Raw genomic sequence first — 19451 nt, 5'->3', positions numbered from 1 at the left:
GGGGGGGGGGGGGGGGGCGCGGCCCGGGGCGGGGGGGGGGGGGGGGGGGGCGGCCCCGCCCCCCGCCCCCCCGCCCCTGCCGGTGCTCCGCCGCTACTGCGCCGAGGCGGTCAGGTCGCCGCGGCGCGGGGCGGAGAAGGACTCAAGGTCGGCACGGTTCAGGCCGGTGAGCCGGGCGACCTCGGCGGAGTCGAGGGCGCCGCAGTCCAGGCCGCGCAGCAGGTAGCCGCTGAGTGCCTTGGCGGTAGCGGGCTCGTCCATGACGTCGCCGCCGGCACGGCTGACGTAGCGGGCCAGGCGGGCCGCCGCCTGCTCGAAGCCCTCGCGGTAGAAGGCGAACACGGCCGCGTACCGGGTGGGGATGTGGCCGGGGTGCATGTCCCAGCCCTGGTAGTAGGCGCGGGCCAGGGCACGGCGGGTGAGGCCGAAGTGCAGCCGCCAGGCGTCGTGCACCTTCTCGGTCGGGCCGACCGGCAGGACGTTGGTGGAGCCGTCCGAGACGCGTACGCCCGTGCCGGCCGCGGCGACCTGCATCACGGCCTTGGCGTAGTCGGCGGCCGGGTGGTCGCTGGCCTGGTAGGCGGCGGAGACACCCAGGCAGGCGCTGTAGTCGAAGGTGCCGTAGTGCAGTCCGGTCGCGCGACCCTCGGCGGCCTGGATCATCCGGGCGACGGTGGCGGTGCCGTCGGCCGCCAGGATGGACTGGCTGGTCTCGATCTGGAGCTCGAAGCCGAGGCGGCCGGGCGCCAGCCCATGGGCCTTCTCGAAGGCCTCGAGCAGCCGGGCCATGGCCGTGACCTGCTCGGGATAGGTCACCTTCGGCAGGGTCAGGACCAGCCCGTCGGGCAGGCCGCCGGCCGCCATCAGGCCGGTGAGGAAGATGTCGAGGGTGCGGATGCCCCGGTCGCGGACCGCCGCCTCCAGGCACTTCATCCGGATACCCATGTACGGGGCGGCCGTCCCGTTCCGGTACGCCTCGGCGACCAGCCTGGCCGCGCGGGCGGCCGCCTCGTCCTCCTCCGCGTCCGGGCGGGGCCCGTAGCCGTCCTCGAAGTCGATCCGCAGGTCCTCGACGGGCTCCCGCTCCAGCTTGGCGCGGACGCGGTCGTAGACGGGAGCGGCCAGCTCGTCGCTCAGGCCGAGGACGGCGGCGAAGGAGGCCGCGTCCGGGGCGTGTTCGTCGAGCGCGGCGAGCGCCTGGTCGCCCCAGGAGCGGATGGTGCCGGCGTCGAAGACGTCGCCGGGCACGTAGACGGTGTGCACGGGCTGGCGGGTGCCGGGGTCGCCCGGGTAGAGACGCTCCAGTTGGGCGTCGACCGGCGCGAGGGAGGCGCTGATCTCCTCGCTGACGGCGCCCGCGAGGCTCGTCGCCACGTTCTCCTGCTGGCCCTGACCCATCCCACACCCTCCTGTTTTCCGCCACACGGAATCAATAATCCGCAGTACGAAGTTATCCGTGGATCTTCCCGTGGGTCAACACCGTCTTTCGCGCGACCGCCCACGCCTTCATCCTGGCGCGCGGGAGGAGGGGATCACCTGTCGAAGCCCAGGGGGGTGTGCCGCCAGGACGAGCCGAGGCCCCCGCGTCCCACCCGGAGAGGGCGGGGCACGGGGGCCTCGGTCGGCGTCCGGGGCTCAGCCCTTGCGGGCCTTGATCTCCTCGGTGAGCTGCGGGACGACCTCGAACAGGTCGCCGACCACGCCGTAGTCGACCAGGTCGAAGATCGGGGCCTCGGGGTCCTTGTTGACCGCGACGATCGTCTTCGAGGTCTGCATGCCGGCGCGGTGCTGGATCGCGCCGGAGATGCCGTTGGCGATGTACAGCTGCGGCGAGACCGACTTGCCGGTCTGGCCGACCTGGCTGGTGTGCGGGTACCAGCCGGCGTCGACGGCGGCGCGCGAGGCGCCGACGGCCGCACCGAGGGAGTCGGCGAGCGCCTCGATGATCGTGAAGTTCTCCGCGCCGTTGACGCCACGGCCGCCGGAGACCACGATCGCGGCCTCGGTCAGCTCCGGACGGCCCGTCGACTCACGCGGCGTGCGCGCGGCCACCTTGGTGCCGGTGGCCTGGGCGGAGAAGGACACCGACAGCGCCTCGACGGCACCGGCGGCCGGGGCGGCCTCGACGGCGGCCGAGTTCGGCTTGACCGTGATGACCGGGGTGCCCTTGGAGACACGGGACTTGGTGCTGTACGAGGCGGCGAACACCGACTGGGTGGCCACCGGACCCTCGTCGCCGGCCTCCAGGTCGACGGCGTCGGTGATGATGCCGGAACCGATGCGCAGCGCCAGACGGGCGGCGATCTCCTTGCCCTCCGCGGAGGAGGGGACGAGGACGGCGGCCGGGGAGACGGCCTCGACGGCGGCCTGCAGGGCGTCCACCTTCGGCACGACCAGGTAGTCGGCGTACTCGGACGCGTCGTGGGTGAGCACCTTCACCGCACCGTGCTCGGCGAGCGTGGCAGCGGTGTCCGCGGCACCCGCGCCGAGGGCGACGGCGACGGGCTCGCCGATGCGGCGGGCCAGGGTCAGCAGCTCCAGGGTCGGCTTGCGGACGGCACCGTCCACGTGGTCGACGTAGACGAGGACTTCAGCCATGGGACTTCTTCTCTCCTGCTTGCGAAGGGGGGCGGTCGACGGGGGGCGGGCCTTAGATGAACTTCTGGCTCGCGAGGAACTCGGCGAGCTGCCTGCCGCCCTCGCCCTCGTCCTTGACGATCGTGCCGGCGGTGCGGGCCGGGCGCTCCGCCGCGGAGTCCACGGCCGTCCAGGCGTTCTCCAGGCCGACCTCGTCCTCGTCGATGTCCAGGTCGGACAGGTCCCAGGACTGAACCGGCTTCTTCTTGGCCGCCATGATGCCCTTGAAGGACGGGTAACGGGCCTCGCCCGACTGGTCGGTGACCGACACGACGGCCGGGAGGGACGCCTCGAGCTGCTCGGAGGCCGTGTCACCGTCGCGGCGGCCCTTGACGACGCCGTCTTCGACCGAGACCTCGGCCAGCAGCGTGACCTGCGGGACGCCCAGGCGCTCGGCCAGCAGCGCCGGGACCACGCCCATGGAGCCGTCGGTGGAGGCCATGCCGGAGATCACCAGGTCGTAGCCGGCCTTCTCGACCGCCTTGGCCAGCACCAGCGAGGTGCCGATGGCGTCCGTGCCGTGCAGGTCGTCGTCCTCGACGTGGACCGCCTTGTCCGCGCCCATCGAAAGCGCCTTGCGCAGCGCGTCCTTGGCGTCCTCCGGACCCACCGTCAGAACGGTGACCTCGGCGTCGCCGTCCCCGTCGTAGTTCTCGGCGATCTGCAGGGCCTGCTCGACCGCGTACTCGTCCAGCTCGGAGAGCAGACCGTCCACGTCGTCCCGGTCGACGGTCAGATCCTCGGCGAAGTGCCGGTCGCCAGTGGCGTCGGGCACGTACTTCACAGTGACAACGATCCTCAAGCTCACGCCGGCTCTCCTACTGCATCGTCTTCTCTGGGCTGCCTTCCTGCAGGCAGCATAGGCGCCTGAAGCGGCCGATCCCGGTCAGGGCGACCGCGCGCTCCGAGCGGAATATTACTCGTCAGTACACCCAGTTCATGCCCGCTGAGCAAGCGCTTTGAACTGTGACCTTCGCAACGCAGCGTAACCGGAACCCGACGGCTTCGCAGGAGAGCGCGGAGGTGATCAATCACGCAGCGCGCTGAAGCGGCCCTGGTGATAGAGGAGCGGACGGCCGGCGCCCGTGGGGTCGCCCAGGACGACCTCGGCCAGCACGATGCGGTGGTCCCCGGCGGGCACCCGCGTGACGACCCGGCACACCATCCAGGCGAGCACGCCGTCGAGGACGGGAACCCCCTCGGGACCCTCGCGCCACGTCGTCTGCGCTCCGAAGCGGTCGGCACCGCTGCGCGCGAAGGTGGCGGCCAGTTCCTCCTGGTGCTCCCCGAGTATGTGGACACCGACGTGGTCGGTCGCGGATATGGCCGGCCAGCTGGAGCCGCCGGTGCCGACGCCGAAGGAGAGCAGCGGCGGCTCGGCGGAGACGGAGGTGAGGGAGGTGGCGGTGAAGCCGACCGGACCGGCGTCGCCCCGGGCGGTGATGACCGCGACGCCCGCCGCGTGCCGCCGGAAGACGGAGCGCAGCAGACGGGGGGAGGCGAGCTGGACGGTGGCGGAGGCGCCCAGATCGGACGTGGCCGTCATGGAGCTCTCCTTCTGCTGGTCGGACGAGCGGGAACCGTGGCTGCTCAACAGTCCGGGCGGCGCGTGCTCGTGGGGCGGGCTGGGTCGACGCGGGGCCGCCCGAGAAGAAGGAGTTCCGAGGGCATGCGGTCAGGCTCACGATAGTTGGCGTGCCCAGTCAAGTACGTCCCGGGATGTGGGAGCTGTCCCGCCGTCATGGACAGGGACCTCACAACGCCTCCCCCAGGGCCGCGATGACGTCCGCCTTGCGCGGCTGTCCGGCGGCCCGCCGTACCACGCGGCCGTCCGCGTCGAGGACGAGCACGGTCGGCGTACTGAGGATCCCGAGCTCGCGCACGAGGTCGAGCCGGGCCTCGGCGTCGACCTCGACGTGCGCCACCCCGGGGACCATGCCGGCCACCTCGCCGAGGACTCGCCGGGTCGCCCGGCAGGGAGCGCAGAAGGCGCTGGAGAACTGCACCAGCGTGGCCCGCGCGCCGAGGTCCTCACCGAGTTCGGCCGCCCCGAGCCGCCTGTCCTCGTCGCATCCCCGCACGCCTGCTCTCCTGTTCCGCCGCCGTACCTTCACGAACGCGCCCGTGCGCGCCCACCGGTTCAGCGCGCCCGGGAGCGCGGAGATTCCCGGCGCCCGGGACGGGTTCGCCGGGCGGTGGCCGCGGCCGGCGGTCCGCGGACGCGGTGTGACCGCTGTGGGCCGTCGGGCGGAATCTCACGGGTGACGTGACGAGGATCTCGCCTTGGACGGGCACGTGGACTGGCTCCCGGGCCGTTCTTGGGGCACGATCTGCGACAGGCCGTAAACCTACGGCAGCGTAACTTCCGCCGGGAGCCCCTTCCCTGGCAGAGAGAAGGGTCCGTCCCGCTCATGGCAGAGCTCGTCTACCGCCCCGTCATCGGTCTCGCCCGCACGATGTTCAAGGCGTGGGACCTCAAGATCGACTGCCGGGGATCGGAGAACATCCCGCGCTCGGGCGGCGCCGTGCTGGTGAGCAATCACATCAGCTATCTGGACTTCGTCTTCAACGGGCTCGCGGCGCTCCCGCAGAAGCGCCTGGTGCGTTTCATGGCCAAGGAGTCGGTCTTCCGGCACCGGATCTCCGGCCCCCTGATGCGCGGCATGAAGCACATCCCGGTGGACCGCGCCAACGGTGAGGCGGCGTACGCGCGAGCACTGGACTCACTGAGGTCCGGCGAGGTGGTCGGGGTGTTCCCGGAGGCCACGATCTCGGAGTCGTTCACGCTGAAGAGCTTCAAGTCGGGCGCGGTGCGCCTCGCCCAGGAGGCGGGCGTTCCCCTGATCCCGATGGCCGTCTGGGGCACGCAGCGGCTGTGGACCAAGGGCCACCCGCGCAACTTCAAGCGCAGCCACTTCCCGATCACGATCCGGGTGGGCGAGGCCATGGAGGCCTCCCGGGAGCAGTACGCCGGCGCCATCACCCGCCGGCTGCGCGAACGTGTCCAGGAGCTCCTGGAGGCCGCCCAGCGCGCCTACCCGGTCCGCCCCCGGTCCACCGACGACACCTGGTGGATGCCCGCCCACCTCGGCGGCACGGCCCCGACCCCGGACCAGCTCCGTACGGCCGGGGCGCACTGACCCCGGCCGGGGCCGCGCGGCAGACCGGAAGGTGCGAGCGGCCGACCGGAAGGTGACGGACCGGGCCCGGGTCTAGGACGCGGGCGGCCGTACGGTGACCTCGGCTCCCGGGCTGAACTTCTCGAGCAGTTCGGCGAGTTCGGCCGCCGCCGCCTCCACCTCGGCAACCGGCATCGGGGCCAGGCTCTCCAGCAGGAAGATGCCCGAGGCGGTCTGCTCGGTGAGGCGGGTGCGCGGGCCCTGGCGCCAGTTCCAGCGGCGGCAGGTCACGCCGGCGTCGTCGCACCACACCACCTCGCCCGCGTCCGGGTGTTCGACGGTCTCCTCGCCGCCCGCGACGGTCACGAAGTCCTCCTCGCCACTGGCGCGCCCCAGGCGCATACCGCCCTCGATCCGTTCGAGGTCCTCGCCTCCGACGGGGATGAGACGGGCGACGCTGATGGCGTTGTAGAGGTCGACGAGCAGGTTGATGCGGGGCAGTCCGGCGCCGGTCAGCGCCCGCCGGGCCAGCGCCTCTGCCGAGTTGCGGGTACGGGAGGGCTTGGAGCCGAACGCCGTGTACGTCTCGCGCCAGGCGGCCATGTGCGGGTCCTCGTGCGGGGCGCGCCCGTCCAGACGTGCCGCCAGACGGCGTGCGGCGTCGTCGAGGAGCGCCGAGGAGCCCTCGGTGCTCGGTCCGCCCACCAGCCCGTGGGCCTCGACGGCCGCGTGGGTGAAGCCGGGCGCGAGTGCGCGCACCTCGTCGGACACGGTGAGCGTCAGTGCCATGTTCTCCCGCCTCGCGGTCAGAGTGCGGCAGGGAGCGTCTTCCACAGCCGCGGCCGGTCCGGAGCGGCCCTGAGGGCGGCCAGCACGACCGGGTGCGGTTCAGCGTACAGCACCGGATAGTCCATCTCGTTGGACTTCGGTTCCGGTACGAAGGCCAGGCGCTCACCGGCGAGGGAGAACCGGGCGTCGACGCCCGGCTTGTTGCCGCGCGGGTCCTGCCGGTGCCAGGCTCCGTTGAACCGGACGGCGACCAGTCCGTGCACCACGTGCCCGCCACCCTCGTCGTGCGCCAGCCGCTGATAGCACAGCGCCGTCGGGATGTCCTCGGCCCGCAGCAGCGCCGCCAGGGCATGGGCCTTGGCGTAGCAGATGCCGGTGCGCAGCCGGAGGACGTCGGAGGCGCGCCAGGTGACGCGCGGGTCACCCGCGTCCTGCGAGTGCGGGATGCCGTCGCGCACGAACTCGTACGCGGACCACGCATAGGCATACGAGTCCGCCACCCCCTCGGCGAGGCGCGCAGCCGTCTCGCGGACCGTCGGGTGCTCATGGTCGATCACCTCGTCGGCGGCCAAATACGCAGACAGGTCGGGGGTGTTCTGGATCAGCTCCATGCCCGCAGAGCATAGGAACGCGACCACTCGAGCGTCAATGACTTTTCGAGTGATCGCATAACTATGCAACGCTGACCGATCCAGCCGGCGTGCCGGGCTAGCGGGCCATCTCCTCCTTCAGCGCGGCCACGAACGTGTCCACGTCGTCCTCGGTGGTGTCGAAGGCGCACATCCAGCGCACGACGCCCTCCGCCTCGTCCCAGAAGTAGAAGCGGAACCGCCTCTGCAAGCGCTCGCTCACGTCGTGCGGGAGCTTGGCGAAGACGCCGTTGGCCTGCACCGGGTAGAGGATCTCCACGCCGTGCACGGCGCGCACGCCCTCCGCGAGCCGCTGGGCCATCTCGTTGGCGTGCCGGGCGTTGCGCAGCCACAGGTCCTTGGCGAGCAGCGCCTCCAACTGCACCGACACGAAACGCATCTTGGAGGCGAGCTGCATGCTCATCTTGCGGATGTGCTTCATCCGGCGGACGGCGTCCTGGTTGAGGACCACGACCGCCTCGCCGAACATCGCGCCGTTCTTCGTCCCACCCAGGGAGAGGATGTCGACGCCGACGGCGTTGGTGAACGTCCGCATCGGCACGTTCAGGGAGGCGGCCGCGTTGGCGATGCGGGAGCCGTCCAGGTGCACCTTCATGCCCCGCGCGTGCGCGTGCTCGCAGATGGCGCGGATCTCCTCGGGCGTGTAAAGGGTGCCGAGTTCGGTGCTCTGGGTGATCGAGACGGCCTGCGGCATCGCCCGGTGCTCGTCCTCCCAGCCGTACGCCTGCCGGTCGATCAGCTCGGGGGTGAGCTTGCCGTCGGGCGTGGGCACGGTGAGCAGTTTCAGGCCGCCCATGCGCTCGGGGGCGCCGCCCTCGTCGACGTTGATGTGCGCGCTCTCCGCGCAGATCACCGCGCCCCAGCGGTCGGTGACCGCCTGGAGCGCCACGACGTTCGCGCCGGTTCCGTTGAACACCGGGAACGCCTCCGCGGTGGCACCGAAGTGGCTGCGGACGATCCGCTGGAGGTTCTCGGTGTAGTCGTCCTCGCCGTACGCGACCTGGTGCCCGCCGTTGGCCACGGCCAGGGCGGCGAGCACCTCCGGGTGGACCCCGGCGTAGTTGTCACTGGCGAACCCGCGGACCTCGGGGTCGTGATGGCGACGCGCGTCGGTCCTGGGAGGGTTCACGGCTTGTCGGTCAGCCACAGACGGTTTCCGTTCACTTCCGCGGCGGGCTTGCTCCACACGTCGACGATGGCCTCGGCCAGGTCCTTGACGTCCGTGAAGCCCGCGAACTTCGCGTTGGGGCGTTCGGCGCGCATCGCGTCGTGCACCAACGCCTTCACCACCAGGATCCCAGCCGCGGACGTCGGCCCTTCGGCGCCCTCGGCCTTCCCCGCCTTGCGGAAGTAGTCGGCCATGGCCAGCGTCCACGCCTCGGCGGCCGCCTTGGCGGCGGAGTACGCCGCGTTGCCCGCGGTGGGCTTGCTGGCGCCGGCCGCGCTGATCAGGAGGTACCGGCCGCGCTCGCTGCGCTGCAGCGCCTCGTGGAAGGCCAGGGAGGTGTGCTGCACGGTACGGATGAGCAGCAGCTCCAGGAAGTCCCAGTCGTCCAGGCTGGTCTTGGTGAAGGTCTCGCTGCCGCGCCAGCCGCCCACGAGGTGGACCAGGCCGTCGATCCGGCCGAAGTCCTTCTCGATGTGCGCGGCCCAGTCACGGGTGGACTGGAGGTCGAGCAGGTCGACGGTGTCCCCGGTGACGCGGGCGCCGCCGGAGGCGTACCGGGCGGCGTCCACGGCCTGTGACAGCCGCTCCGGGTCGTTGTCCGCGCCGACGACGGTCGCCCCCGCCTCGGCGAGCTTGAGCAGCGCCGCCCGGCCGGCCGGTCCGCCCGCGCCGGCCACCGCGATCACCGCACCGCTGAGAGCCCCGTTGCCCACCATGTTCCTCGCCTCCTGCGCAGTGTTCTCGGATTCGCGGCCGCTCACGCGGCGACCCGCTCGGCGCTGTCCGCCGTGATGCCCCTGGTCGAGGCGATCACATTCTTCAGCTTCTTGGACAGTGCCTCGTAGAACATGCTGAGCGGAAACTCGTCCGGAAGCACGTCATCCACGAGCTTGCGCGGGGCCTGGGCCAGGTCCAGGGCCTCGGGACCCTTGGCCCACTTGGAGCCCGGGTGCGGAGCGAGGTAGGTGGAGACAAGTTCGTAGCCGGCGAACCAGTGGACCAGCTTGGGGCGGTCGATGCCGTCGCGGTAGAGCTTCTCGATCTCGGCGCAGAGCTGGTTGGTGACCTGCGGGGCACGCTCCCAGTCGATGGTCAGCTTGTTGTCGGTCCAGCGCACCACGTCGTGCTTGTGCAGGTAGGCGAAGAGCAGCTGACCGCCGAGGCCGTCGTAGTTGCGCACGCGCTCGCCGGTGACCGGGAAGCGGAACATGCGGTCGAACAGCACCGCGTACTGCACGTCACGGGCCTGCGCGACACCGTCGGCCTGGAGCTTCACGGCCTCCTTGAAGGCGGTGAGATCGCAGCGCAGCTCCTCCAGGCCGTACATCCAGAACGGCTGGCGTTGCTTGATCATGAACGGGTCGAACGGCAGGTCGCCGTGGCTGTGGGTGCGGTCGTGGACCATGTCCCACAGCACGAAGGCCTCCTCGCTGCGCTTCTGGTCGTGGACCATGGCGGCGATGTCAGCGGGCAGTTCGAGGCCCAGGAGGTCGACGGCGGCGGCGGTGACGCGGCGGAAGCGGGCGGCCTCGCGGTCGCAGAAGATGCCGCCCCAGGAGAACCGTTCCGGCGCCTCGCGCACGGCGATGGTCTCCGGGAAGAGGACGGCGGAGTTGGTGTCGTAGCCGCCCGTGAAGTCCTCGAAGGTGATGCCGCAGAAGAGCGGGTTGTCGTAGCGGGTGCGCTCCAGTTCGGCCAGCCACTCCGGCCAGACCATGCGCAGCACCACCGCCTCGAGGTTGCGGTCCGGGTTGCCGTTCTGCGTGTACATGGGGAAGACGACCATGTGCTGGAGGCCGTCCGCGCGGTTCGCGGCGGGCTGGAAGGCCAGCAGCGAGTCCAGGAAGTCCGGCACCTCGAAGCCGCCCTCGGCCCAGCGGCGCAGATCCCGCACGAGCGCCTCGTGGTAGGCGGCGTCGTGCGGCAGCAGCGGGGACAGCTCCTCGACGGCGTCGATCACACGGCGTACGGCGGTGTCGGCGTCCGCGCGGCCGGGGGCGCCGTCGGCCGTGAAGTCGATCGAGCCGTCCTTCGACTGCCATGGCCGGATTCGCTCCACGGCATCCTTGAGCACGGGCCACGCCGGGTGCTCAACCACCCTGGCCACCGGAGGAACCTTCTCCTCCGCACCCACCTGCACAAGAATTTCCGTCATGTCTCATCCTCCACGGGACAACCTCGCGTAAGGAGACCGTATACATACAGGGTTTCTCCCAGCAAGGGGACCCTCGGGAAATTATTCTGCGCGCAGCCATGGTCACCGGCTATTTTCCTGCCGTACACCCGGACGGGGCCAGACTCGGTGGGCCGGTCGGGTGACGGACGCCACGTCTCTCCGGGGGCGGTTTCCGGCCGTGGGTGACCGTGTGAAGGCCTCACGGCCCGGCGGTCAATGCACCGGGGACTCGCCCACGCCGGAGTGAGCGCCGCGACGGATCCGGCCCCGTCCTGCGGGCCGTCACCCCACTGCGGCGTGTACGCGGGGGTTCAACCAGCGTGTGGGCCATTAGGCTGCGTCACTACCGCGCGGACGACGGGGTCCGTTCGCTCCGCGCCGCGCAGAGCCGCCGTCGACGGAAGCGAGTTGAACTTTGAACTTCCTTACCATCGGTCACCGCGGAGTCATGGGAGTCGAGCCCGAGAACACCCTCCGTTCCTTCGTCGCCGCCCAGCAGGCCGGCCTGGACGTCATCGAACTCGATCTGCACCTGAGCAAGGACGGCGCCCTCGTCGTCATGCACGACGACAAGGTGGACCGCACCACCGACGGCAGCGGCGCGATCGCCGACAAGACACTCGCCGAGCTGCGCTCCCTGGACGCCGGCCGCGGCGAGCGGATCCCGGTCTTCGAAGAGGTCCTCGACGCGGTGCGGGCACCGCTCCAGGCCGAGATCAAGGACGTGGCCGCGGCCCGCGCGCTGGCCGAGATCCTGCACGAGCGGGACCTGGTCTCCCGCGTGGAGGTGTCCTCGTTCCACGACGAGGCGATCGCCGAGGTCGCCCAGCTGGTGCCGGGCGTGCGCACCGCGCTCGTGGCCAGCCGCTACGGCTCCGAGGTCGTCGAACGCGCCACCGCCGCCGGCGCCGCGACCGTCTGCCTCAACATCCGCCGGCTCACCCTCGAGATCGTCGAGCACGCGCGCAAGGCGGACCTGAGGATCATCGGCTGGGTCGTCAACACCCTGGACCATCTGCGCCTGGTCCGCGCCCTGGAGCTGGACGGGGCGACCACCGACTACCCGGAGATCAAGCTCACGGGCCGCTTCACCGCCTGATCCCCTGGGCGAGTTCCTTGACCAGCAGCTCGAACTCCAGGTCGTCGCGCTGCGGAATGCCGAACCGCTCGTCGCCGTACGGGAAGGGGGTCGTCCTTCCCGTACGGCGGTAGCCGCGGCGCTCGTACCAGGCGATCAGGTCCTCGCGCACGGAGATCACGGTCATGTGCATCTCCCTGGCGCCCCAGTCCTCCCGGGCCCGGCGCTCGGCCTCCGCGATGACCACCTTGCCCAGGCCCGCACCCTGAAGTGCGGGGCTGACGGCGAACATGCCGAAGTAGGCGTGGTCCCCCTGATGCTCCAGTTGGCAGCAGGCGACCACGTGGCCGTCCCGCTCGACCGTCAGCAGCCTGCTGCCAGGCGACTTGATCACCTCCAGCACGCCCTCGGGGTCCGTCCGCTGCCCCTGGAGGATGTCCGCCTCGGTGGTCCAGCCGGCCCGGCTGGAGTCCCCGCGGTACGCCGACTCGATCAGGCGCACCAGCGTGTCGGCATCGGCGGCGCGGGCGTCACGGAAGGTCAGTCCGCTGGCGGCGGTCTTCATGGGGCGAGCCTTTCGGTTCGGACGGGGACGAGCGCCATCCTGCCACTAGGGTCCGGGTGCATGGTGCACGTACTCAGCAGCCGGACACTGGTCCGGCCCACGGACCCCGAGCGCTCCCGTGTCTTCTACGGCGAGCGGCTCGGCCTCGCCGTCTACCGCGAGTTCGGCGCGGGGCCGGAGCGGGGCACCGTCTACTTCCTCGGTGGCGGTTTTCTGGAGCTCTCCGGGCGCTCCGACGGCCCGCCGTCCCCCTCCGTGCGGCTGTGGCTCCAGGTCGAGGACGTGGCGGCGGCCCACGAGGAACTGCGGGCGAAGGGCGTCGAGATCACGCGTGAGCCGGTGCGCGAGCCGTGGGGTCTGATCGAGATGTGGATCGCCGATCCGGACGGCACGCCCATCGTCCTCGTCGAGGTGCCGGCGGAGCACCCACTGCGCTACCGGGCGGGGGTCTGAGCCGGATCCGGGCGCGGGCGGGCGCGGCGGCTCCCGCTGGCCCGCGTCGGCGGCCGGGGCTAGCGTGCTGGTGAGTGGGGGTGAGCCTTCCCGGAGGAGTGCCATGGAGTTCGACAAGCCTGTGGTCGGCGGACCTTGCTGGGCGGAGCTGGGCACCAGCGACCTGGAGGCCGCCACCCGGTTCTACACGGAGGTGTTCGGCTGGCGGATGCGGAGCGACCCCCGGCTGGTCTCGGGTGACTACACCCTCGCTCACCTCGGGGACGCGCCGGTCGCCGCGATCACGCCCCTGTACCAGAGGTCGCAGCCGGTCGCGTGGAACGTCTCGTTCGCCGTCGCCGACGCGGACGCCGCGGCGAACAAGGTGGTGGAGGCCGGCGGGACGGTGATCCACGGCCCGCGGGACATCTACGACGAGGGTCGCTTCACCGTCGCACTGGACCCGTCGGGCGCGGCCTTCCAGATGTGGCAGGCGCGGGAGTTCTCCGGTGCCGGGGTGTTCAACCGGCCCGGCTCGCTCGGCTGGGTGGAACTCGTCACCCGCAACCCCAAGCGGGCCAGGGACTTCTACACGAGCGTGTTCGGCTGGAGCGTCAACGCCTCGGAGTGGTACACGCAGTGGGGTCTGCACGGCGAGGACTTCGGCGGCGTGACCGCGATGCACGACCGCTTCCCGGCCGATGTGCCGCCGCACTGGCTGCCGTACTTCGCGGTCGAGGACGTCGACGCGACCACGGACATCGCGGTACGGGCCGGCGCCAAGGCCCTGCTGGAACCCACCTCGCTCCCGGAGGACGGCCCCCGCATCGCGGTCCTGCGGGACCCCCAGGGCGCGACCTTCGGCATCTACCGGTCCGCCCAGGAGAGCTGAGGTCCGTCCAGGAAGGCCGAGGTCCACCCAGGAAACGTGAGACCGACCCCGCGACGGTCCGCCCCGGGTCCACGAGACGGTCATGGACCCGGGACGGACCTCCGACTCAGAGGCGCAGGGCGCCCGGGCGGCCCTCCAGCCGGCCGAGCAGCTCGCCCAGGAGCGCGGCCAGGCCGTCCCGTTCCCGCCTGGCCAGGCCGGACAGGACGGCCCGTTCATAGGCGAGCTGTTCCGGCAGGATCCCGTCGACGAGGTCCCGTCCGGCGTCCGTGAGGCGGACGTGGGCGACCCGGCGGTCGCGGGCGTCGCCGCGGCGCTCCACCAGTCCGCGTTCGGTCAGCTGCTTCAGGCGTTTGGTGACGGCGGCCCCCGAGGAGAACGTCTCGCGGGTCAGTTCGCTCGGGGTGAGCTCGTCCCCGGTCCGCCGCAACGCCCCGAGCAGGTCGAACTCGGGCCGGCTGAGACCCGCCCGGCGCAGCGGCGCGTCCTCGGCCTGCTGGAGGAGGGCGGCGCAGCGGTTGATCCGGCCGATGATCTCCATCGGCGCGGTGTCCAGGTCGGGGTGGACGGCCCGCCACTGGCGGACCACGCCGGCGACGGTGTCGTCGCCCGGCTCGGTCCCCGTGGGCCGGGTCCGCTCGTGCGCCGCGTCCCCGGTCGCCGCCCCCTCGTGGGGCGGCCGTCCGTTCCTCGCCGTCATGGCCGTACGTCCTCCGTCGTCTCGCCCGTGCTCGCCGGGGCGTGCAGGCCCTGGCGTCGTACCGTCGCGGCGAGCGTACGGTGTGCGGACTGCTCGGTGAGCACGACCCGCTCCTGGGGCAGGGCGCGTTGCCACCACTCGCCGGACGCGGCGTCGGCGGTGGCGCGCAGGTCGGCGAGCGCGGCGGCCAGGCTCCGGCGGGCGGACTCCAGGGCGGTGGGCGCGGGCCGCTCCTCGACGAGCAGACGGGCGGCCCCTTCGCGGGCCCGGTCGACGGCGGCCAGGGCGTGCTCGATGCGGTCGCCGGCTCGGCGGTTGGTGACGGCGACGGCGGCCACGAAGCCGACCAGCGCGCCGACCAGGGTGTCCACGGCCCGCTCGGTGATCAGCTCGCCCGTCTCGTGGTGCCCGGCGAACTCGATGATGAGCAGCGCCAGCGGGGTCACGCAGATGCTGCCGAGCCAGTAGTTGCGGCCCATCAGCGCCTCGGCGCCGAAGTTGAAGGCCATGCAGAGCAGGACGAGGGCCAGGTCACTGGCGTGCGCGAGCGGGGCGACGGCGGCGAAGACGAGGACGCCGACGAGGTTGCCGACGACGCGCTGGATGCCCCGCTTCCAGGTCAGGGTCATGTTGGCCTGGTACAGGGAGGCGGCGGTGACCAGGGCCCAGTAGGGGCGGCCGACGCCGAGCGCGAGGGAGGCGTAGCCGGCGAGGGCGCAGCCCAGCGCGGTGCGCACCACGATCGGGGTGAGCGGGCCGAGCCGGGTCCACCAGGGCCGGTGGGGGGCGGTGGCCTCGGCGTCCACGCCGAGCAGTTCGTCGGCGTCCGCCGCCGTCTCGCCGGCCTCGGGGATCGGCCCGGTCCCGCACAGTCGGCGGGCCCAGGTGCGCAGCCTCTCGGGGTCCGTGTCCGCGGGGGCGGCGAGCGCGACCTCGGCGCGCACGACGAGCCGTTCCAGAGCGCGTCGGGGAGCGGTGCGGGCTCCGGTGGACAGCAGCGTCTGCCAGGCGGCCTGGACGGCGGCGGCCGCGGCGGCGCGGGTCCGGGCGTGGCCTTCGCCGGTGCCGCCGGTGGCCGCGTGGGCGGCGGCCGCGTTCAGCGCCTGCGCGGTGGCACGGCGCTCCGGGCCGTGCGGGCGCAGCAGCCCGGGCGCCATGCCGACCAGCCAGGCCCAGGCAGCCGCGGCGAGGGCGAGCGCCAGGTGGGCCGGGATCTGGCCGAGGGTCTGCGGGGCGAACAGGGAGGCGGAGCTGATGAAGGTGAGGACGACGTTGCCGGGCGGTCCGATGCGGGTGGCGTCGCAGAGCGCCTTCTGGACGGCGGCCATCAGGGCACCGATGGTGACCAGCACGACCGGGTCGGTGGTGAGCGAGGCGGTGACCAGGGCGATGGCGAGACCGCCGATCATGCCGAGGACCACCCAGGCCAGTGCGCGGGCCCTGGCGGCGTAGGGGCGGTTGTGCGCGTACAGGGCGCACAGCGAGCCCGCCATCGTGTACATGGCCAGGTCGAGCCGGCCGAGGACGAGCAGGGTGAGGTTGGGCACGGCGGCCGAGACGAGGACGCTCAGGGCGGGCTTGAACCAGATGTCCGAGGGGCGGCCGAGCCGCAGCACGCCGGTGAGCGGAAGACGCCGGGCGATCCGGCTGGGGGTGGGGGGCACACTGCTCATGCCGACAAGCTTAGCAGGTGTTTTACTTGTGAAGCATATTGGTGGGTCGTACCGTCCCGACTCGTGACGTGCAGCGCTTCCCCGAACGCGCCCCGTATACCTCCTTGCGCTCGTGTGCGCACCGCGTGCCCCGGGCATCGCTTGACCGACCGGCCGTCCGGCGGCGGCCGTGATCCGTCGAACGGGGAGGTGGGGGGTGCACGGATCGACTTCGCCCGGCTGGCTGCTGGTCGCGCTGTGCGCGGCGACCGGGGTGTACTGCCTGCTGCGCATGCGCAGCACCGTCGAAGACCAGCGCCGTGCCGCGGGCGGCGAGGCGGTCATGGGCTTCGGCATGGCCGCCATGGCCGTCCCGGCAGCCGTGTTCACACCACCGGTGTGGGCCTGGTCTGCCTACGGGGCGGCCTTCGGCGCGACCGCGCTGCACTCGCTGTGGTCGGCGCGGACGAGTCCGCACCATCTGCACCACCTGGTGGGCGCGGCGGCCATGGTCTACATGTGCGTGGTGATGGCCGTCTCGCCCGGCTCCCATCACCACGGCGGGACCGGAGTGCCGCCGCTCACCGGCGCGCTGCTGCTGTACTTCGCCGGATACGTCCTGCTGTCCGGCGTCCGGCTGGTCCCCGCCGGGGCGGTGGTGGGGAGCGGCGCGCGCGGCGCCACGGGGTGGGGCGACCGTCCGGAGCTGGCACGGGCGTGCCGGCTGTCGATGGGGATCGCGATGGTGGCGATGCTGCTGACCATTTGATCCGCCGGACGGGACGGCAAGGTCGGCGCCAAGGCGCCGTGGTCTGCGTCACTTTGCCGAGGAGCCGTGCCCACGGGGCTGTAGCCCCCTCATAGGGTGGCTCGCATGATGGTCCCCGCGGTCCTGCTGCTGCTCGGCGCCCTGACCGCCGTCGCTGCCCCTCGGCTGCTCGCCCGGGCCGACTGGCCGGACCGTGAACCGGTGCTCGCGCTGTGGGTGTGGCAGTGCGTGGTCGCCGCGATCCTGTTGTGCTGCGCGCTGTCGATGACGCTCAGCGCGGCGGCCGCCTGGCAGGCGGTGCGCGGCCATGTGTTCGCTCCGGCTCCGCGTTCGGTGGTGGAGGCGTACGCGCTCGGCACGGCCGACGCCTGGGCGCCGACGACCGCGGTGGCGCTCGCGTGCGGCGGGGCGTGGAGCGCGGCGATGCTGCTCCGCGAGGTGGTACGGGCCCGGGCGCGACGCAGGCTGCGCCGCGCCGAACTCCTCGTCCGCGCCCCGCTGCTGCCCGGCGAGTCCGGCACCGACCGGCTCGTGGTGCTGGAGGGCGAACAGCCGGACGCCTGGTGGCTGCCCGGCCCGTCGCCCCGACTGGTCATCACCACGGCCGCGTTGCGCAAGCTGAAGGGGCGGCAGCTGGACGCCGTCCTCGCGCACGAGCAGGGCCACGCGCGGGCCCGGCACGACTGGCTGCTGCACTGCTCCGCGGCGCTCGCCGGCGGCTTTCCGCAGGTGCCGGTGTTCGCCGCGTTCCGCGACGAGATGCACCGCCTGATCGAACTCGCCGCCGACGACATGGCGTCACGCCGCTTCGGCCGCCTGACGACCGCCCTCGCCCTGGTCGGGCTCAACGAGCACCGCGGCGTGTTCGGCCCCTGCCCCGCCGCCCAGGCGCACGTCCCTCAGCGCGTGCACCGCCTCCTCACTCCCCCGAACCGCCTCCCGGCCGCCCGCAGACTGCGCCTGACGGCGGTCGCCTCCCTCGTCCCGGTGATACCGGTCCTGGTGGCGGTCATACCCGGCCTGAGGGCGCTGGGCTAGGAACGGCACACCGTGACCGGCATCCGGTGGCCGGGGCGTCCGGGGTTGGGCCATCATCGGCCCATGGCTGCCGTGCTCTTCGACTTCTCCGGGACCCTCTTCCGCGTCGAGTCCTGCGAATCCTGGCTGAGAGCCGTCCTCGACGAAGCGGAACTCACCCTTGAAGAGCGGGAGTTGGCCCGGACAGCACGGGCGTTGGAGGAGGCCGGGGCGCTGCCGGGCGGGGCGCCGCCGGCGCGGCTGCCCGACGAGGTGGCCGGGCTGTGGGAGATCCGGGACCGCAGCGCCGAACTGCACCGGTCCACCTACACCACCTTGTCCCGCCAAGTGCCGCTTCCGGACCCGGCGTTGCACGATGCGCTGTACGAGCGGCACATGACACCCGCGGCCTGGGCCCCCTACCCGGACGCGGCCGAGGTGCTGCGCACGCTGCACGAGCGCGGGGTCGGCGTGGGCGTGGTGAGCAACATCGGCTGGGACCTGCGCCCGGTGTTCCGCGCCCACAGCCTCGACGCGTACGTGGACTCCTACGTGCTGTCGTACGAGCACGGCGTCCAGAAGCCGGACCCGCGCCTGTTCGCTCTCGCCTGCGCGGCGCTCGGCGCCGACCCGAAGGACGTGCTGATGGTCGGCGACAGCCGCCACGCGGACGGCGGCGCGGCCGCCCTGGGCTGCGGCGTGCACTTCGTGGACCACCTGCCGGTCACGCGGCGGCCGGACGCGCTGCTGCCGGTCCTCGGCCTGCTCGACCGGACGGACTGAGCCGCCACCGCACGGCCGCGCCGCCGGCACGCCCACCCGGCCTGGGCGGCAGCCCCTTGACGGCACCGGGAACGCAAAAGTCCGCCCGCCTCGGACGATCCCCCGTTTCGCCCGAGACGGACGGCAGCACGACGGACCCCTGCCGGGGCCGGTCCGCTCGTGCTGAGTATAGTTGGCTGGCAGCCAGTCAACGCAGGAGTCACAGCATGTCCCCGCGAAGCGCCTCGGTCAATGAAGAGTTGCGACGGCGTTCCCGGGAGCGGCTCCTCCAGGCGGCGGTCGAGCTGGTCGGCGAGCACGGGTACGACGCGACGACGCTCGGCGCCATCGCCGACCGCGCGGGGTCGGCACGCGGACTGGTCTCCTACTACTTCCCCGGCAAGCGCCAGCTGGTGCAGTCCGCCGTGCACCGGCTGATGCACCGCACGCTCCAGGAGGCACTGGAGCGCGAGCCGCACACCGAGGACGGCCGGGAGCGGCTGGCGCGGGCCGTCGACGCGATCCTGGGTCTGGCCCGGGACCGGCCGGTGCTGATGCGCCAGCACATGGCGGGCATGCTGCACGAGGAGGGCTTCGTGCAGTGCCCGGAGCAGCAGCGACTCTCCGAGCTGCTGCGGGACACGGTGGCCCGGCGCGGTTCGCAGGACGTCGACGCCGACTATCCGATGCTGCGCGCCCTGCTCATGGGCGCCGTCTACGCCGCGCTGGTGCCCGGGGCGCCGATGCCGGTGCCGGTGCTGCGGGCCGAGCTGTTCGAGCGCTACCGGCTCGACTGGGACATGGGAGCGCCGCCGGAGGCGCAGCCGCCCGGCGGCTCCTGCGACACGGACCTGTCCCGCTTCTTCGCGACCGGCCGGATCCCGGCGCCCCCGCCGGAGCGGTAGCCCGGCGGCCGGCATACGGATCCGGGCCGCGACACGCGGGCGATCCCGCGCGGCCTCCCTCCCCCGACGGTCCGCTTGGTGCCATGCTGGAGCCATCAGCGATCTCCTGCGGTCCATGTGCGATCCATCGGGGTAAGGAG

21 protein-coding genes are annotated in these 19451 nt (G+C 72.3%); 8 read left to right on the top strand and 13 right to left on the bottom strand.

What is annotated here, in order from left to right:
- Positions 1–93: 93 nt before the first annotated feature.
- From ABZ818_RS26230 to ABZ818_RS26210, 5 genes are all read right to left on the bottom strand, one after another.
- Positions 94–1398 carry an aldolase/citrate lyase family protein gene (locus tag ABZ818_RS26230; RefSeq protein WP_361419309.1) on the bottom strand — a complete coding sequence of 435 codons (1305 nt, stop codon included), beginning with the start codon at positions 1396–1398 and terminating at the stop codon, positions 94–96.
- A gap of 237 nt (positions 1399–1635) precedes the next feature.
- A complete protein-coding gene (locus ABZ818_RS26225) occupies positions 1636–2598 on the bottom strand; it encodes an electron transfer flavoprotein subunit alpha/FixB family protein (protein WP_361419306.1) in 963 nt (320 codons plus the stop codon).
- Between the two features lie 52 nt (positions 2599–2650).
- Positions 2651–3445 (bottom strand): electron transfer flavoprotein subunit beta/FixA family protein, encoded by a 795-nt coding sequence (locus ABZ818_RS26220; RefSeq protein ID WP_361419304.1) that lies wholly within the window; start codon positions 3443–3445, stop codon positions 2651–2653.
- A gap of 219 nt (positions 3446–3664) precedes the next feature.
- On the bottom strand, positions 3665–4183 hold the full coding sequence (locus ABZ818_RS26215; protein WP_361419301.1) for a flavin reductase family protein: 519 nt from the start codon (positions 4181–4183) through the stop codon (positions 3665–3667).
- Between the two features lie 208 nt (positions 4184–4391).
- Entirely contained in the window at positions 4392–4751 is a 360-nt protein-coding gene (locus ABZ818_RS26210; RefSeq protein ID WP_361419298.1) for a thioredoxin family protein, read from the bottom strand.
- A gap of 297 nt (positions 4752–5048) precedes the next feature.
- Here ABZ818_RS26210 and ABZ818_RS26205 point away from each other — a divergent pair, with 297 nt between their 5' ends.
- Positions 5049–5777, top strand: a complete 729-nt coding sequence (locus tag ABZ818_RS26205; RefSeq protein ID WP_361419295.1) for a lysophospholipid acyltransferase family protein — start codon at positions 5049–5051, stop codon at positions 5775–5777.
- A 72-nt stretch (positions 5778–5849) separates the two neighbouring features.
- On the opposite strand, the gene ABZ818_RS26200 is transcribed toward ABZ818_RS26205, so the two are convergent.
- The 5 genes from ABZ818_RS26200 to ABZ818_RS26180 all read right to left on the bottom strand — a co-directional run bounded on the left by ABZ818_RS26200 (position 5850) and on the right by ABZ818_RS26180 (position 10518).
- Positions 5850–6545, bottom strand: coding sequence for a phenylalanine--tRNA ligase beta subunit-related protein (locus ABZ818_RS26200; RefSeq protein WP_361419292.1), 696 nt, complete (start codon positions 6543–6545; stop codon positions 5850–5852).
- Positions 6546–6562: 17 nt separating this feature from the next.
- Positions 6563–7156, bottom strand: a complete 594-nt coding sequence (locus ABZ818_RS26195; RefSeq protein WP_361419289.1) for a transglutaminase domain-containing protein — start codon at positions 7154–7156, stop codon at positions 6563–6565.
- 97 nt (positions 7157–7253) lie between these two features.
- Entirely contained in the window at positions 7254–8324 is a 1071-nt protein-coding gene (locus ABZ818_RS26190) for a low specificity L-threonine aldolase (RefSeq protein ID WP_361419286.1), read from the bottom strand.
- The gene (locus tag ABZ818_RS26185; RefSeq protein WP_361419283.1) at positions 8321–9079 is read right to left on the bottom strand and encodes an SDR family NAD(P)-dependent oxidoreductase; all 759 of its coding nucleotides are present in this window, start codon (positions 9077–9079) and stop codon (positions 8321–8323) included. Before ABZ818_RS26185 ends, ABZ818_RS26190 begins: the two co-directional genes overlap by 4 nt.
- Before the next feature lie 41 nt (positions 9080–9120).
- Positions 9121–10518 (bottom strand): DUF6421 family protein, encoded by a 1398-nt coding sequence (locus ABZ818_RS26180; RefSeq protein WP_361419280.1) that lies wholly within the window; start codon positions 10516–10518, stop codon positions 9121–9123.
- Between the two features lie 436 nt (positions 10519–10954).
- Between ABZ818_RS26180 and ABZ818_RS26175 the strand changes: the two genes are divergently transcribed.
- Positions 10955–11638, top strand: coding sequence for a glycerophosphodiester phosphodiesterase family protein (locus ABZ818_RS26175; RefSeq protein WP_361419277.1), 684 nt, complete (start codon positions 10955–10957; stop codon positions 11636–11638).
- Here ABZ818_RS26175 and ABZ818_RS26170 read toward each other — a convergent pair.
- Positions 11628–12182, bottom strand: coding sequence for a GNAT family N-acetyltransferase (locus tag ABZ818_RS26170; protein WP_361419274.1), 555 nt, complete (start codon positions 12180–12182; stop codon positions 11628–11630). The two genes, ABZ818_RS26175 and ABZ818_RS26170, sit on opposite strands and share 11 nt — an antisense overlap.
- A gap of 60 nt (positions 12183–12242) precedes the next feature.
- Here ABZ818_RS26170 and ABZ818_RS26165 point away from each other — a divergent pair, with 60 nt between their 5' ends.
- Together ABZ818_RS26165 and ABZ818_RS26160 are read left to right on the top strand one after the other, a co-directional pair.
- Positions 12243–12635, top strand: coding sequence for a VOC family protein (locus ABZ818_RS26165; RefSeq protein WP_361419271.1), 393 nt, complete (start codon positions 12243–12245; stop codon positions 12633–12635).
- Between the two features lie 103 nt (positions 12636–12738).
- Positions 12739–13506: a VOC family protein gene (locus tag ABZ818_RS26160; protein WP_361419268.1), complete on the top strand. Its 768-nt coding sequence runs from the start codon at positions 12739–12741 to the stop codon at positions 13504–13506.
- A gap of 106 nt (positions 13507–13612) precedes the next feature.
- Here ABZ818_RS26160 and ABZ818_RS26155 read toward each other — a convergent pair whose 3' ends face one another.
- Positions 13613–14206 (bottom strand): MarR family transcriptional regulator, encoded by a 594-nt coding sequence (locus ABZ818_RS26155; protein WP_361419265.1) that lies wholly within the window; start codon positions 14204–14206, stop codon positions 13613–13615.
- Entirely contained in the window at positions 14203–15879 is a 1677-nt protein-coding gene (locus ABZ818_RS26150; RefSeq protein ID WP_361419263.1) for an FUSC family protein, read from the bottom strand. Before ABZ818_RS26150 ends, ABZ818_RS26155 begins: the two co-directional genes overlap by 4 nt.
- 196 nt (positions 15880–16075) lie before the next feature.
- On the opposite strand from ABZ818_RS26150, the gene ABZ818_RS26145 reads away from it, so the two are divergent.
- The 4 genes from ABZ818_RS26145 to ABZ818_RS26130 all read left to right on the top strand — a co-directional run bounded on the left by ABZ818_RS26145 (position 16076) and on the right by ABZ818_RS26130 (position 19311).
- Complete coding sequence (locus tag ABZ818_RS26145) at positions 16076–16627, top strand: DUF5134 domain-containing protein (protein WP_361419260.1); 552 nt, start codon at positions 16076–16078, stop codon at positions 16625–16627.
- 105 nt (positions 16628–16732) lie between these two features.
- Complete coding sequence (locus ABZ818_RS26140) at positions 16733–17665, top strand: M56 family metallopeptidase (RefSeq protein ID WP_361419257.1); 933 nt, start codon at positions 16733–16735, stop codon at positions 17663–17665.
- Between the two features lie 63 nt (positions 17666–17728).
- The gene (locus ABZ818_RS26135) at positions 17729–18427 is read left to right on the top strand and encodes an HAD-IA family hydrolase (RefSeq protein ID WP_361419254.1); all 699 of its coding nucleotides are present in this window, start codon (positions 17729–17731) and stop codon (positions 18425–18427) included.
- A gap of 206 nt (positions 18428–18633) precedes the next feature.
- Complete coding sequence (locus ABZ818_RS26130; protein WP_361419251.1) at positions 18634–19311, top strand: helix-turn-helix domain-containing protein; 678 nt, start codon at positions 18634–18636, stop codon at positions 19309–19311.
- The last annotated feature ends 140 nt before the right edge of the window (positions 19312–19451 follow it).

Origin of the sequence: Streptomyces sp. NPDC047453, from assembly GCF_040643155.1 — a bacterium.
Lineage (GTDB): Bacteria > Actinomycetota > Actinomycetes > Streptomycetales > Streptomycetaceae > Streptomyces.
This window is presented reverse-complemented; position numbering and strand designations above follow the sequence as displayed.

Bases quoted from the DNA above. Each gene is read 5' to 3' on its own strand.
- ABZ818_RS26195 (WP_361419289.1), bottom strand. From the start codon at position 7,156: ATGGAGCTGATCCAGAACACCCCCGACCTGTCTGCGTATTTGGCCGCC.
- ABZ818_RS26135 (WP_361419254.1), top strand. From the start codon at position 17,729: ATGGCTGCCGTGCTCTTCGACTTCTCCGGGACCCTCTTCCGCGTCGAG.
- ABZ818_RS26180 (WP_361419280.1), bottom strand. From the start codon at position 10,518: ATGACGGAAATTCTTGTGCAGGTGGGTGCGGAGGAGAAGGTTCCTCCG.
- ABZ818_RS26230 (WP_361419309.1), bottom strand. From the start codon at position 1,398: ATGGGTCAGGGCCAGCAGGAGAACGTGGCGACGAGCCTCGCGGGCGCC.
- ABZ818_RS26140 (WP_361419257.1), top strand. From the start codon at position 16,733: ATGATGGTCCCCGCGGTCCTGCTGCTGCTCGGCGCCCTGACCGCCGTC.
- ABZ818_RS26160 (WP_361419268.1), top strand. From the start codon at position 12,739: ATGGAGTTCGACAAGCCTGTGGTCGGCGGACCTTGCTGGGCGGAGCTG.
- ABZ818_RS26130 (WP_361419251.1), top strand. From the start codon at position 18,634: ATGTCCCCGCGAAGCGCCTCGGTCAATGAAGAGTTGCGACGGCGTTCC.
- ABZ818_RS26155 (WP_361419265.1), bottom strand. From the start codon at position 14,206: ATGACGGCGAGGAACGGACGGCCGCCCCACGAGGGGGCGGCGACCGGG.
- ABZ818_RS26205 (WP_361419295.1), top strand. From the start codon at position 5,049: ATGGCAGAGCTCGTCTACCGCCCCGTCATCGGTCTCGCCCGCACGATG.
- ABZ818_RS26185 (WP_361419283.1), bottom strand. From the start codon at position 9,079: ATGGTGGGCAACGGGGCTCTCAGCGGTGCGGTGATCGCGGTGGCCGGC.
- ABZ818_RS26215 (WP_361419301.1), bottom strand. From the start codon at position 4,183: ATGACGGCCACGTCCGATCTGGGCGCCTCCGCCACCGTCCAGCTCGCC.
- ABZ818_RS26150 (WP_361419263.1), bottom strand. From the start codon at position 15,879: ATGAGCAGTGTGCCCCCCACCCCCAGCCGGATCGCCCGGCGTCTTCCG.
- ABZ818_RS26200 (WP_361419292.1), bottom strand. From the start codon at position 6,545: ATGGCACTGACGCTCACCGTGTCCGACGAGGTGCGCGCACTCGCGCCC.
- ABZ818_RS26225 (WP_361419306.1), bottom strand. From the start codon at position 2,598: ATGGCTGAAGTCCTCGTCTACGTCGACCACGTGGACGGTGCCGTCCGC.
- ABZ818_RS26165 (WP_361419271.1), top strand. From the start codon at position 12,243: ATGGTGCACGTACTCAGCAGCCGGACACTGGTCCGGCCCACGGACCCC.
- ABZ818_RS26170 (WP_361419274.1), bottom strand. From the start codon at position 12,182: ATGAAGACCGCCGCCAGCGGACTGACCTTCCGTGACGCCCGCGCCGCC.